The 12,388-nt window shown below is 63.6% G+C and carries 14 protein-coding genes; 11 read left to right on the forward strand and 3 right to left on the reverse strand.

Going from position 1 to position 12,388, the window contains the following annotated elements:
• The first annotated feature begins 78 nt into the window (after positions 1-78).
• A complete protein-coding gene (locus ACWPWT_RS01015; protein WP_454278197.1) occupies positions 79-1,413 on the forward strand; it encodes a DUF4365 domain-containing protein in 1,335 nt (444 codons plus the stop codon).
• The gene (locus tag ACWPWT_RS01020; RefSeq protein WP_454278198.1) at positions 1,410-2,870 is read left to right on the forward strand and encodes an argonaute/piwi family protein; all 1,461 of its coding nucleotides are present in this window, start codon (positions 1,410-1,412) and stop codon (positions 2,868-2,870) included. Before ACWPWT_RS01015 ends, ACWPWT_RS01020 begins: the two co-directional genes overlap by 4 nt.
• Positions 2,871-2,893: 23 nt before the next feature.
• Here ACWPWT_RS01020 and ACWPWT_RS01025 read toward each other — a convergent pair whose 3' ends face one another.
• The gene (locus tag ACWPWT_RS01025) at positions 2,894-3,283 is read right to left on the reverse strand and encodes a hypothetical protein (RefSeq protein WP_454278199.1); all 390 of its coding nucleotides are present in this window, start codon (positions 3,281-3,283) and stop codon (positions 2,894-2,896) included.
• Between the two features lie 213 nt (positions 3,284-3,496).
• Between ACWPWT_RS01025 and ACWPWT_RS01030 the strand changes: the two genes are divergently transcribed.
• On the forward strand, positions 3,497-4,444 hold the full coding sequence (locus tag ACWPWT_RS01030; protein ID WP_454278200.1) for a hypothetical protein: 948 nt from the start codon (positions 3,497-3,499) through the stop codon (positions 4,442-4,444).
• A gap of 28 nt (positions 4,445-4,472) precedes the next feature.
• Here ACWPWT_RS01030 and ACWPWT_RS01035 read toward each other — a convergent pair whose 3' ends face one another.
• Positions 4,473-5,477 carry a hypothetical protein gene (locus ACWPWT_RS01035; protein WP_454278201.1) on the reverse strand — a complete coding sequence of 335 codons (1,005 nt, stop codon included), beginning with the start codon at positions 5,475-5,477 and terminating at the stop codon, positions 4,473-4,475.
• Positions 5,478-5,492: 15 nt separating this feature from the next.
• Complete coding sequence (locus ACWPWT_RS01040; RefSeq protein WP_454278202.1) at positions 5,493-6,518, reverse strand: hypothetical protein; 1,026 nt, start codon at positions 6,516-6,518, stop codon at positions 5,493-5,495.
• A 152-nt stretch (positions 6,519-6,670) separates the two neighbouring features.
• Here ACWPWT_RS01040 and ACWPWT_RS01045 point away from each other — a divergent pair, with 152 nt between their 5' ends.
• The 8 genes from ACWPWT_RS01045 (at position 6,671) to ACWPWT_RS01080 (ending at position 12,380) form a co-directional block, all read left to right on the forward strand.
• A complete protein-coding gene (locus ACWPWT_RS01045; RefSeq protein ID WP_454278203.1) occupies positions 6,671-6,892 on the forward strand; it encodes a hypothetical protein in 222 nt (73 codons plus the stop codon).
• Positions 6,889-7,377, forward strand: a complete 489-nt coding sequence (locus ACWPWT_RS01050; RefSeq protein ID WP_454278204.1) for a hypothetical protein — start codon at positions 6,889-6,891, stop codon at positions 7,375-7,377. Before ACWPWT_RS01045 ends, ACWPWT_RS01050 begins: the two co-directional genes overlap by 4 nt.
• Positions 7,374-7,628 carry a hypothetical protein gene (locus ACWPWT_RS01055; RefSeq protein ID WP_454278205.1) on the forward strand — a complete coding sequence of 85 codons (255 nt, stop codon included), beginning with the start codon at positions 7,374-7,376 and terminating at the stop codon, positions 7,626-7,628. Before ACWPWT_RS01050 ends, ACWPWT_RS01055 begins: the two co-directional genes overlap by 4 nt.
• An 11-nt stretch (positions 7,629-7,639) precedes the next feature.
• Positions 7,640-7,849: a hypothetical protein gene (locus ACWPWT_RS01060; protein WP_454278206.1), complete on the forward strand. Its 210-nt coding sequence runs from the start codon at positions 7,640-7,642 to the stop codon at positions 7,847-7,849.
• A 65-nt stretch (positions 7,850-7,914) separates the two neighbouring features.
• Positions 7,915-8,256 (forward strand): hypothetical protein, encoded by a 342-nt coding sequence (locus ACWPWT_RS01065; protein ID WP_454278207.1) that lies wholly within the window; start codon positions 7,915-7,917, stop codon positions 8,254-8,256.
• Positions 8,253-9,197 carry a hypothetical protein gene (locus ACWPWT_RS01070; protein ID WP_454278208.1) on the forward strand — a complete coding sequence of 315 codons (945 nt, stop codon included), beginning with the start codon at positions 8,253-8,255 and terminating at the stop codon, positions 9,195-9,197. The genes ACWPWT_RS01065 and ACWPWT_RS01070 overlap by 4 nt, the downstream gene beginning before the upstream one ends.
• Complete coding sequence (locus ACWPWT_RS01075; protein ID WP_454278209.1) at positions 9,194-11,386, forward strand: hypothetical protein; 2,193 nt, start codon at positions 9,194-9,196, stop codon at positions 11,384-11,386. The genes ACWPWT_RS01070 and ACWPWT_RS01075 overlap by 4 nt, the downstream gene beginning before the upstream one ends.
• A gap of 1 nt (position 11,387) precedes the next feature.
• A complete protein-coding gene (locus ACWPWT_RS01080) occupies positions 11,388-12,380 on the forward strand; it encodes a TniB family NTP-binding protein (RefSeq protein ID WP_454278210.1) in 993 nt (330 codons plus the stop codon).
• Positions 12,381-12,388 lie beyond the last annotated feature (8 nt).

The raw sequence follows: 12,388 nt of genomic DNA on the forward strand, positions 1-12,388 counted from the left end.
CACCGAATTGCACGCGCAAATGATCGTCGCGAACACAATGCAATTGGGTTAGTTCATAAGATGTTCTAACCTTGCTTCATGTCGAAGAAGATCACCACCAATCAGATCCTCGGCGAGATCGGCGAGAACGCCGTCAAGGGCCGGTTCCTCACCATGGGCTTCCAGTTCGATGGCCGTTCACGGTTGGAAGCGGGTGTCGACGGCATCGCCGAGGTCATGGACAGAGGGCAACCTCTCGCGAAGATGATCGCGGTTCAGGTCAAGGCGAAGGAGGACGGAAGCTACGCCTCGGAAACCGCCGAAGGCTTCGCATACCTCCTGCGTCGACAGGACCTGGACTACTGGAAGGGCTCGAACCTGCCCGTGATCATCGTACTGTACCGTCGGTTGGATAACAGCTTCTACTGGAAGGAAGTGTCCCGCGACGTCGACCAGGCTGACCGCCGTCTGCAGTTCGACAAGACGCTCGACGTTCTCGATGCCACCACCATCAACCGATTGGCCGGTCTGACGGTGCCGAAGACAGGGTTCGGCTATTATGTGCCTCCGCTCGGCGGCGGCGAGGAAGCCATCGTCAACATCCTGCCGATTACGTTACCCACCGAGATCTATACAGCGACGACGCCGTATGATGGGAGAAAAGCAGCGGCCGTCCTGCTGGATGGCGACGAGCCCGCACGGTTCGATTGGATCATTCGCGGCGGCATGTTCTGGTCCTTTCATGATCCACGCACGTCCTGTTGTCGCGAACTGGTGGACCTGGATCAGGTCGTCGCCATCGACACGGAGGATCTGGCCTTCCACGACGACGTCGATGAGCAGAACAAATTCATCCACCTTCTGCGCGAAGCACTTCGGCACCAGACGCGAGACGACCTCTATTGGAGCAAGACCGGGAAGTACCTCTACTTCCGTGCCCTGCACGCCGACACGTCGCGCAATTTCGCCTACGAATCCTCCAGGAAGAAGACGGACGCGGACGTCGTCGCCGTCACCATGGGCGACAAGGAAAGCGGTCGCGTCTCGTTCGTGCGCCATCATGCCTTCGTCCCGCGCTTCGAGCGACTCGCGGGACAGTGGTACCTGATCATCACACCCACCTATCATTTCACCACCAACGGCTTCAGCCCGCACCCGCACCCTTCCGCCCTGCTTGCGGGCAAGAAGCGGCTGGACAAGAGTGCGGCGCTGCGGGGCCAGGTGATCATGTGGCATCGATTCCTCACCCGGGCGGACCGTGATGCCGAGCGCGATCCCATGGGCCTGTTCGCCGATGTCAGGTCGACGGAGCCTCGGCTCAGGTTCGGCATGCCACCGGCCGTCCAGCTCGAGACCCGCGTGCCGGAGGATGGTTGGGGCGGCGGAAAAAAGAAGGCCGAAGCGTCCGAGGAGCAGGAAGGACTGTTCGCATGAACACGTTCGAAACCCGCATCTTCGACGAGCCTGAACTGGAGTTCGGGGATCACCACCACCATCCCGATCCTCGGCTCGGCCTGTTCGAGGCCGGCCCGCTTCAACCGTTCGTCGGCGACGTCATCAAGATCGGCGTCGTCGGCAGCGCCAAGACCGTGGAGGATACGCGCAGGTTCATCGACACGGTGTCCTCCGGGGTCGAGGGGAAATCGGAAAAGCACCCGAACATGCATCCGGCGTTTCCCGGGCTGGGCAATCAGAGCCCCTATCGATGTCGGTTCGAGATCGAGGACGGGGCCACTGCATCCCTCTCTCAAGCCAAACTGGACAAGATCGCCAAGGAGCCAGACCACATGAAGGCGGTCGAGATGGCCGTCGAGGAGATCGTCGCCGAACTTCAGGCCCTGCAGGATGGTGGTCACCGTCCGGACGTTGCAATCATTGCGCTCCCCGTTCGACTGCTCGAACGGGTGTGGAACGCCAAGGTGGACTCGAGCGGTACGACCGAGAAGGAAGACAGCAGCGGATCCGATGCCCCGAACTTCCGCGGCATGCTGAAGGCCCGCGCGATGCACCTGAATTTTCCCATACAGATCGTGTGGGAGGACGTGATAGACGACAAGGTGGCCATTCCGCAGAAGATCAAGGAAAGCAGCGCCCGGAAGATCCAAGACCTCGCCGGTCGCAGCTGGAATCTGATGACCACGCTCTACTATAAAGGCAGTGGTCGCATCCCGTGGCGCCGAATGCCCCGCGAGGGTGAATTCACCGCCTGCTACGTGGGGATCAGCTTCTACCGCGAAGCCGGCGGCCAGCAGCTGTTCACGAGTGCGGCACAGATGTTCGACGAGCGCGGTCGCGGTTTCGTGCTGAAGGGGAAGCGCGCCCACACCGAGAGCCGTGGCCGCCACCCGTACATGACACGTGAAGACGCCCGGGAGATCATCGGCAACGTACTTGCTGCATACAAGACGCACCACAAGACGCTGCCGGCGCGCGTGATCGTGTTGAAGACGTCGCGTTTCAAGGACGAGGAGGCCGATGGTATCCCCGAGGCGCTGAACGAGGCTGGCACGGAACTGCGCGACTTGGTCTGGGTGCAGGAATCATACTCGGTCAAGCTGCTGCGCGACGGCAACTATCCCGTGCTGCGGGGCACGTTCGTGGACCTGGGCGGCAACGGCCTGCTCTACACCAACGGCAGCATGCCGTATTACGGCACCTATCCGGGGCAATACGATCCGCGCCCCCTTCTGCTTGCCCCGCACCGAAGCTGCGACAGCACGGTGGCGCAGATCGCCGACGAGGTGTTCTCGCTGACCAAGATCAACTGGAATTCGACGCAGATGAATCAGCGCCTGCCCATCCCCATCCGGGCGGCGCGCGCGGTGGGTGAGGTGCTGAAGTACATGAAGGATGGCCAGGTCGAGAGCACCGACTACCGCAAGTACATATGAGGTAGGCGTTCCGGTGACCATCGCTAGGAGTCAGGCGACCGCGAGGTGGTGAACATCGTCATCGCGGGCGGCGATTCGAACTCGATCTGAAATGATCCGTCACCTATCCGATCATACATTCCCCTACCTGCCATTGTGACTGTCGAATTCTTCGGAGCCGTGCCGATGATCGTGACCGTCGCGTCGGACCCGATCCAAACGTCAGGCTCAGGCGTCGCGCGGGGACGAATCGTACAATAATAGCGCAGTCGGGAAGCCCGTGCCCCGCGATCGTCGTCGGGTAACGCCTCTTCACGACCTTCCTCGATCTCGAGATCGAGCCCGTGAAAAACCTCGAGAACGCCATCATCCAGAAGGACGACGACATGGGCGCCGTCTAGGCGCCGGGTGATCGAGACATCGAACCCTGACATGCTGCAACCCTCATCGATCCTGGCGGCATCCTATTATGGCCATGATCGCATCTGTGCGTCTCGAATGACACCGTGATCACTTCGAGAGCAATCAAATCCTGTTGCCTACGCACGCGCGCAGGCGCGAGCGTCTGATTCCGCGCGCTCCGCAGGCGTGCGCGAACCCTGCCTGTCCCGCAGGCCTGCAGATCCCACCCTAGAGAGGAAAATCTCATGAGCGAACCCGACTTCTCGGGCATCGATCCACTGCGCGTGCCCGAAGCGCGGCGGCGCATAGCAGTGCTCGAACGCTATCTAGCACTGCCCGACCCGACGACCGCCGACGCCGTCAGTTTCGGAGAGGAGATCGGTCTCAGCCGCTGGCAGCTGCAGCGCCTCGCGGCGGTCTGGCGTGACCACCGCGACCCCAACCTGATCATCGTCGGTCGTCGCAAATCCAAACCGAAACGCGACTATGGCATCGCGAAGCGCGCGATCGAGATCGCCAACGGCGTCATCGCGCAGGCGGCTGCGGACGCATCGGTCTCTTCGATCGCGTCGATCATCGAAGCCCGCTGTGCCGACGAGAACGTCGCCCCACCGTCGCGGCCGACCATCTACACTTACGTGCGCAAGGCTCGGACGGCGGCACCAGCATCGGGCCCGCCACGCATCGTGATCGGACGGATGTGGTTCCAGATTCCAATTTCTGGCCAGCCGGCCGAAACCATGCCCACCCTGCTCGCCGCCATCATGCTCCCCGAAGGCGTAATCATCGCGCATCGGCTCTCAATTAATGCGATGAAGCCCCCATCGATCTCGGACATGGTCGATGAAGTGGCGGCGATGCGTACCCTTGGCGCGGAAAAGCGCACTGTCGTGATGAATGAAACCGACAGGCGTGCGGCCGCCGCCGTGCTGGCGCGGATCGGCATCGCCTCCGTCAATGGCCATGGCCAAGCGGCACAGTCCGAACTGGCACGGTCGCTCGGCGGCAGACTCGGTCCGCTCGGCATCATCCTCCATCGCGCCAAGGCGAGACCAGCCAAGCGGAAAGCCGCAACCCGTTTTGACGAGCCGCTGGCCCCGGCCGACGTCGTCGCCGTAATCGAGGGTGCCATCGCGTCCAACAACGCCGCCGCCCCAGCGAGCGCACCGGCGTTCGACATCGCGACGGACTGATCCGGGCCACCCGCCAAGCGGCAGGGCGTCACGCCTTCAGCAGTTCCGCATAGTCGTCCATCGGGCCGATGTTCAGGAAGATCGGTTCGAGCTTATGCGTGACGCGACGCTTCGGCCGGAAGGCGATGCGGACCTCGCGCTGATACGCATAGCCGAAGTGCTTCGCCATCTCGGGCACCTTGAATTTAGTGTAGTCGAGATAGGGGTCGTAATAGGTGACCGGCCCCGCCATCGGCTCCCAGTCGGGATAGCGCGCAAGGAAGGTGGAGATCACCCGCTGAGTGAACTTCACCGGATCGCGGATCACCAGCGCGGCGTCGGCGCCGAAATCGGTCGGCATCCGATAGTAGATGTGGTCGCACAGACTGGTGAAGTAGTAATCTGGAAATTCAAGCGGCAGCACGATGTCATCGTCGTTGAATTGCATCCGGTGCTCACGGACGTCGCTGAACGTCTTGCCGTCCAAACGCGCGCGCCATGTCGGAATGCAGAAGGTGCGGCTGATCTCGTCGTCGCGAATGGCCGCGTTGTGACCGGCATCGCTGTAATATCCTGCCGGGCAGACGCGCAGGGATCCCTCCCGCAACATGGGCTCCAGGAATTCGGCTGATCCGTATTTCACCAGGAAAGGACGCGGTGGCTCGACATAACCGGCAAAGATGCGTTCGGCGATGGGCCCGCCATTGGCGAAATAGTCCACGACCGGCTTCCTGGCCGTCTCTAGATCGGGAAGCCCGCCACGCAGCGAATATTCCTCCGTCAGATGGGTAAACTTCCGCATGAAGCCGTGTTCGCCCAGAACGGGAATCAATCCGATCTTACCCTCGCGGTTCAGTTCGGTGTTGTTGATGAAGACGTCGTGGAAGCGCACCGCGAGCCGATCGTCAGGGCATCCCAGCAGATAGGGATTAGTTGCGTATTCATGGCGCCACCATTCGCTTCGGGACAGCATCCCCTCTCGCGAAGCCGCCCGCTGCTCCAACTCCATCCGACGCGATTCAAAATGGCGAAACCGCGCGCGCATCACGTCCAACGGGACCGTCATAATCTATGCCGCGAGAATTTTGAGCGCTGCCGCCAGGTCGTCCGGCACCCTGCCCCCCGCCCTTCCACTCAGCTCCTGGAGAAGCGGTTCGTTGTACTGCTCCACCGCGAGGCGCAACGTCTCCCCGGCCTCCTCAAGGGTCCAGGGCGTCATGTCGCCGTTGTCGGGCGTCGCAAGCCCATCCTCGGTCCGCAGCGGGGTGATCTCGACACGGCCGATGCGCGGACCGACCACCGTTCGGAAATACTTGCCGAAACGTCGTGACGCACTGCTCGACTGCACGTTCGTGTGCACGCGGGCATGGAGTTCATTGACGACCCGCGCCGATCCCTCAACGTCGGTGCCGAGCACGATATCGATTTCCTTCGTTCGCACCGCCCAGGGCAGGCTCGAACCGAGCGTCTCGAGTCGAGCGAGCGCGTCGATGGCTACGCGCCGATAGCCATCCGCACCTGCCGCGTCCTCCGCGATCGCTGCACCCAGGATCACACGCGTGCCCTTGTCCAGCAGTGCGAACAGCGCGAACGGACGCCCATCCTCGCGCGGCAGGTTCACTGCCGTGCAGTCGAGCATCACAGTGTCCCCCCCCTCACCGGTCGACGCCACTCTTCTAAGCTCATCCTCGACAATCGCACGTCGCTTGGAGATTCCCGGCAGTTTACCTTCGACCTTGACCTCGGCCAGCATCAGTTCGACCAACCGGGTGACGGTTTCACCGCGATTGTCGGCGACGACCTTAACGACCGCCGATTGCAGGGCGTTGATGACCGGTCCGTCGAACTTCGACTTCGTGCCGCCCGCGCCCGCGAACGTACCGAGCGTCGCGAGCGACGGCGTCGAGCGCCACTCGGCCGCCATGCGGTAGAATCTGCTGCGACTTAGTTTCGTCGACGCCAACGCCGATTCGATTGGGATCGTGCCACCGTTCCAACCCTCGATCGCATTCAGCCGGGCCGCTGCTCGCCTGCGTTGCGCCGCCGTCATTGCCGCCCAGCGGTCACGATCTTCTTCCGGCAACGCGGCCGGCATCGTGCCTTCATCAGGAACAACTGATCCAACTACTTCAAATTCTGTCATTTCCGTCTCGTGCCATGTCCTTGCGGAAGATGGTTACCACGGAAATACGGACTGCACGACAAAATTATGGATGAAATTGCATCATTTATGCCTTGAAATGCACCATGACACCCACGATTATGGATGGCACCGCACTAGACAAGGACGATCCGATGCCTGCCCCCAACGATCCCAAGTCCAACACCCACAGCCTTCTCGAACACGACTCGCTGTACATCCTTCTCGACCGCGACTTCCGCCGCATGGAGCGCATGCTGACCTGGCGTCGCCGCAACGGCCGCGGCATTCGTCAGCAGCGCGTCCACCGTCACGGCGCAGCCAAGTGAAGGCGGCTCTCAACAAAGCGACTGACAAGCGCATCCATCGCCGCGACGCCCATCTGCGTCGTCGCGCCGCCATCCGCAGCCCGCTGCCCAACGGACGGGCCACGCAGTTCGAACGCGACATCGACGCCCCGGGCTGCATCGAAAACTGGCCGGCAGCCACACGGGTCAGCCCCGCCGCGCACAGGATCATCGACGGCGAGGTCTTCGAGGCAGACGGCGACCTCTACTATGTCGAACTCGTGCTTCCCGCGACCGGCGGCGCACAGCGCGACGTGCTGATCATCCGGGGCAACGAAAGGATGCGGTGCGACGATCGCTCGGCACGCCGCGCGATCCAGGTTCGCGACATCGAGCAGATGATCGTCGAGGATCGCATCGACTTCCCGTTCGGCCCGAGCGCGAAGCAGTTCAATCTGCATCGCGGTTGGGGACGCGGCGGCCGAACCCTCGCCTCGCTCGGCATCACCTTCGGAGGTAATGCGTGAGGATCAATAAGAAAGAAGCCCGCCCCGCCGGCACCCACAGGCTCAAGCCGAGTCAGGTCCGCATCCCACTATCGCAGCAGGTGCTCGCCGGACTCGACCTGAACGGTCCGAAGTCCACCGCCAACGCCATCGACCGCGACTGCCCCGCCTGCGGCGCGGCCATCCTGCAGGGCACGGTCGTCCGTCGTCGCGTCGAGATCGACCTGACAGACATGCTTGGCAACCGCAGTCCCGTGCGCATCCACAGATAGGAGCTTACGATATGAAGCAGCACCGCCGCATTACCCGTTCGATGGCCAAGCGCAAGGCAACCCCCGGCGCCTTCGCAAGTCGTAGCCAATCCCAGTTCCCGCGCCGTGAAACCACCTTGTTTCTCGACTGGTCGTGCTTCGGCCATCCTGCGGTGATCGTCGCGGACAACGGCCGGGACGTGATTGGTCCGGTCAGCATCACCGCACCACGCAAAGCCTGAACTACCCCAGCATCAGTCACAGTCCCAGTCCCAGCTCCCGCACCCAGCTCCCAAGGAACTGCCGCATGAAGACCGTCTACAATTCCAGCACCGTTGAGAGCTACAACGCGCGCCAAGATGCGATCGCCCACGGCAACTGGAACATCCGACGCAACGAAACCATCACCGAGAATGCTAGCGAGGAGCGCCTCCTGCGCGATATGCGCCCCGCGCTCGGCTCGCTGAACGACGTGGACGACCAAATTCCTCCGGCGATTACCCGGGCCGAGATCAAGTATCTCATCCACAACGCGCTCCTCAAACACCAGATGACTGCTCACGTCTCTCTCCGGCCGGCGCGTGACGTCTCGATGGACGATGCCCTCTGTCTCATTGAGCAGCGCGGTCCCCGCGGAGACGAAGCGTGAACGCGATCGGCAAGATCCCCCAGCCGTCATCAATCCTAGACGACGACCTTCCGCCCCACATCCGCACCCCGCACCCGCTGGAGTGCCGGCGCATGCGTCCGCGCCGCGAGCCGCGCTACCTGCCGAGAAGGCGCACCCGCTCGGCACCGGTGACGCGCCGGTCGGTGGCCGAGCGATGGCACGACCCGCAACTCGAGGCGGCGCCTGACACTGGTCAGATGCGCATCAACTTCAAGTACGGCCACTGGTTCTCGACCACCGCGGGCTTCAGCGTGAAGTCCCAGCGCGCAGTCTACCACGAAGGTCCCACCGAGTGCGCGGCCTGGATCGAGGCCGAGGCGCTCACCTCACGAATCGACCTCGAGTTCCAACCGCTGCGCGTCGTGTGGCGGCGCGACCACGGCAAGACGCGGCACATCACCCTCGACGGCGGCTTCGAGCTGGAGGACCATTCGATCGTCTTCACGGAATACAAGGGCGACCGCGCATACTTCGAAGACGAGAACATCGCGGACCTCCTCGACGAAGCGGAGGCGGTTCTACTCCGGCATGGCGTCAGCCTCCGCCGCGAGGACGCGTCGGAACTAGTAGGCACGATGCTGCACCGCACGCTCAAGGACGTCTTCGACGACCGCAACACCCCGTTCGACCGCATCGTCGACGTCGCCGCCGCGCGGGAGGCGGTCCTGCGCGAAGGCGGCACGGCGCCTCTCGGCAAGGTCTGGGAGGCGATCGGGGGCGATGTCAGGGACGCGTCCGCGAAGCTCAACGCGATGAGCGTCCGCCGCCTTGTGCGGATCGACCCGACGCTCCCACAGATGCCCGACATCCTCGTCGACCTGCCGCCCGAGCGGACGGCGCACAACCTGCGCGCATTCCTCGCGCATCACGCGACCCGCGACAACGCGCCGTCCGGCATCGAAGAGGCAATGGAGGAATGAGCTTCGGTCTACCAAAGGGCATGAGGCTCCTGCACGACGGGCAGCTACTTAAGCTGCTGCGCGTCGACGGGTGGGCGCTGGACATCGTCGACGAAGCCGGTGAGCCGGTGACGGTTCCGCTGGGCTCCGGGGGCATGCGAGTCCGGCCCGACATCGACTGGCTGCTAGCCGAAAGCCGCGAAGGCCGGCTCACCGATGCCGACGATCCCCACGCGATCATCGGCGGCGCGAGGGGCCGGTTCCTCGGCCTCGACCGCTATGCGTGCGCCGCCCGCGACGGGAAGTCGCTCTGGAAGCACGAATGGGCGATGGCGGCCATCAACGCTGGCATCGCACGCAGCGAGGCGGGGGCGAATGCGTTCCTCAAGACTGAGCCCGCCCCGGCTTCCGGCGACCGACCGAAGTGGCGCGCATTGCTGCGCTGGGTCGCCACCCTGCTCGAGGATCCGCATCTGCGCGTGGGCAACCTAGTCTCGACGGCCGGCCGCGAGAAGGGCCAGTCGCAGCTCACCGAGCGTATGGATCTGATCGTGCAGAACATGGCCGCGCTCTACTGGAGCGAGGAGGGCGATCCGTTCAAAACCGACACCGCCGCTCGCATCGTGGGCATCTGGGACGAATTGAAGGCGGCGGGCGCAACCAATATCGGGATCGCACCTCCGACCCTCGAATGCGTGCGGGAACGCATCAACTCCCTGCAGAACCGGATCAGCTACGCCGCTCGCAACGGCGAGCATGCGGCCGAGCGCTACTACGGCGCGAATGGCGAGCCGGTCGGTGCCGAGCACGTCATGGAGCGGGTGACGCTCGATGGCGTGGTCTTCAAGCACGTTTGCACCTTCGCCCACGACTGGAAACTCCCGGCGGCGAGGATGAAGGGAGTCTTCGCCATGGATTGGAAGAGTTCGTTCGTGTTCGACGGACCGGTCTTCGCCGGGCCCTTTCGCCCGGAAGCGACCGAGCGTGCGCTTCTCGGTCTGATGACCGGGCCGCGCCTCACCGCCGAGCAGATCGCGAAGGATCCGCGACGCCTCGATTGCCACGGCGTCCCGAGCCAGCTTCACCCAGACAATGAGAAAGCGCTGCTACCGCCCTCAATGGTGCCCGGGCTGGTCAACATCATCTCCTACCTCGAGATGCCCAAAGCGTATCACAGCGACGCCAAGGCGAAGCACGAACGCTTCCACAGGTTCCTGCATGGAGCGGTGAGCCGCCTCTCAGGCCGCATCATCGGCCCCGGACCATCCCGGGATCCCCGTTACAATCCGCTCGAAAGTCCAGATGTCACCATGGCACAGTTCGCGCACATCATCCAGGCGGCAAGGCTCGCGTGGAACGAGCGTCCGAAGAAGTGGCTGGGCAACCGTTCGCCCATGGACGTCCTCCTCGAAGGACTGGCGCAGCGCAAGGCTCGTGGGATGCCGACCGAGGAGATCGAAAGGCACCTGTCGCGAACGGTAGAAGTCGTCCTAACGACCAACGGCGTCGAGTTCGACAATTTGCGCTACCGCTTCAACGAGCGCGGCGTCGAAGAGCTGCTCGACGCGAACGTCCGCCGCATGCCGTTCGAGGACCGCCTGCGCGATACCGGGCGCTGCACGCTGACGGCCCGCGTGTGGGATTCAGATGTCGACCACATTGAGCTCTACGACCCCGAGAACCGCAAGTATCATCGGCTTTACTCGACCGACCCCGACTACAGCGCGGGGCTCACCCGGTTCGAGCACCGGGAGTTCCACCGCATGCTCCGCGCCGGCAAGGGCGGGGGCACCAAGCCCGTGGACAAGCTTCGGAAGCGGAACGAGCTGCTCAAGGAGATCGAAGACACCCTGCCCCAGCGCGCCTTCCGTGCCCGGGCGGCCGGCGCCGCCCTCCTCCAGCACGAACAGATGCGCCGCGCGGCTGGAAAGCTCGGACGGTCGCCAGCCTATGATGCGCTTCTGGCGCAAGTCCTGCCCGCGGAGCCGAGCGGTGCCGAACGCAAGGACGAACCCAAAGCGCCACCCCAAGCGCGCGACACGCACCGCGGCAGCCGCGATGACGACCATGAGGCACAGGAAGACGATCAGCGGACGCAGGACGGTGAGTATCCCGTCGCCGACCGGGGCGCGGGGATCGAGGACGGGGACGCCGAGGGGAGGCCCACAAGCATCTGGGACGACGACCGCAACGACGAAGAGGAGGAGTGACATGGCCACGAAGAAGGATCCGCTTGGAGTGCAGCCGAAACCGATCACCGGTTCACGCACAACCCTGCCACGTACCCACGAGATCAAGGCGCGTGCCCTGGCGGCTACGCGTCTGCTCGAGGACGGCTGGGTCGAGCATGACCCCCAGCGTGCCATCATCGACGATCTGATCGACTACCGTGATCAGACCATCGGCAGGCTGGGCAACCCCCTTTCGGGCCGGCGGCTTAGCCAGTTCTCGCAGGCCGGCAAGAGCAAGACCATGGCACAGCTGAAGGCTGAGCTCGCGGCATTGAGGGTGGCACTGGGTCTACCGCCGAACCCCTACCAGGTGGTCATCGTGGAACTTGACCGCCGCCTAAACCTCAAGGGCTTCTACCAGGAGGTCCTCCGCAAGCTGGACGACGATTTCTGGGACGCCGACGTCAGCGCGAAGGTTCTGGAGAACCGTATCGCCGACTTCGTTCGCAAACTGGACGTCGAACTCCTCATCGCCGACGAGGTTCAGCATTTGCGTCGGAAGGCCAACGACGCGAACGAGGTGACCGATCGGCTCAAGGTCTTCCTGGATCGCGGCATCGTGCCCCTCGTCCTCGTCGGCGACGAGGATTCCGTTCCCTTCTTTCGCGCCAACGGCAAACTGGCGGCCCGCCTGGGCAATCCACTCGAACTCGCCCCTCTTAACCCGAAAGGCAGCGTCGCCGACGCCAAGCTGTTCAAGAAGTTCTGCGGCGCGCTCGACGAGGGGCTGATGAAGAACAGGATCTTCCCCTCGTCCTCCATGCTCACCTCCAACAAGACGCTGGACGCATTGCTCGAGGTTTCCAGCGGCCATGTGGGGCGGGTCGCTCGCCTGCTCAGCGTCGCTGCACCGGCCGCCGTGCGGAGGGGCGCGGCGTGCGTCGAGCCGTACGATCTCAGCAGGGCGACGCGCGAGTTCGCCATCGGTGCGGGCTGGCTGGTGACGGATCCCTTCTCGATTGCTGCGCCGTGACGGTTGAG

The sequence above is a fragment of the Sphingomonas sp. Marseille-Q8236 genome (assembly GCF_965112005.1).